1 protein-coding gene is annotated in these 713 nt (G+C 81.1%); it reads right to left on the bottom strand.

Going from position 1 to position 713, the window contains the following annotated elements:
- Nucleotides 1-9: 9 nt before the first annotated feature.
- The coding region (locus VR44_RS19370; RefSeq protein ID WP_045948807.1) for a glycosyltransferase 87 family protein at nucleotides 10-713 on the bottom strand (704 nt) is incomplete at its 5' end.

The following is a 713-nucleotide window of genomic DNA, read 5'->3' on the forward strand; positions in this document are numbered from 1 at the left end:
GCCCTCCCCTCAGCGGACCGGCGCCGGACGCGGCCCCCTCCTCCCCGACCGGGCCACCACCCGTGAGGGGACGGCCCCGGCGGGGGCGGCCGAGCGGGCCCACACCACGAGCAGCACCGGCAGCGCCAGGTAGCCGAAACGAGCGGCCGGGGCCAGCAGGAAGGCCAGGGTCAGCCCGAGCGCGAGGCGGTCCGCCGCGGCCACCAGCGTGCGCGGCGGGCGCACCCACAGCGAGAGAGCCACCCCCAGCCCGCCCAGCCCCAGCAGGGCCACCGTCAGGTACCAGCCCCACGGCCCGAGTTCCGCCAGCAGGTGCCCCGGCAGGGGGCTGGCCGCCGGGGTCGCCACCTCGGACCGGCCCGTCGGGAAGGCGAACACCTGCCGCCACAGCTCCCCCGGCTGGAGCAGGGCCCCCGGCAGCACCAGGGCGGCCGTGACCGCCCCCGCCACCACCGCGCACCGGACCGCCGCCCGGGCTCCGCGGCGGGAGCCGAGCAGGGCGGCCGCCACCGCCACCGCGGGCAGCGCCGTCCACTTGAGGGCGCACGCCGCGCCCAGCGCCACCCCGGCCAGGGCCGGCCGGCCGGAGGCGGCCGCCGCGAGGGCGAGGCAGCACAGCCCCGCCAGCGGCAGGTCCACCCCGCTCACCGCCAGCGGAAGTGCCACCACCGGCGAAGCCACCAGCAGCGGGAGCAGCGGCGAGGGGGCCGCGC

Origin of the sequence: Streptomyces katrae, assembly GCF_000966975.1 — a bacterium.
Lineage (GTDB): Bacteria > Actinomycetota > Actinomycetes > Streptomycetales > Streptomycetaceae > Streptomyces > Streptomyces katrae.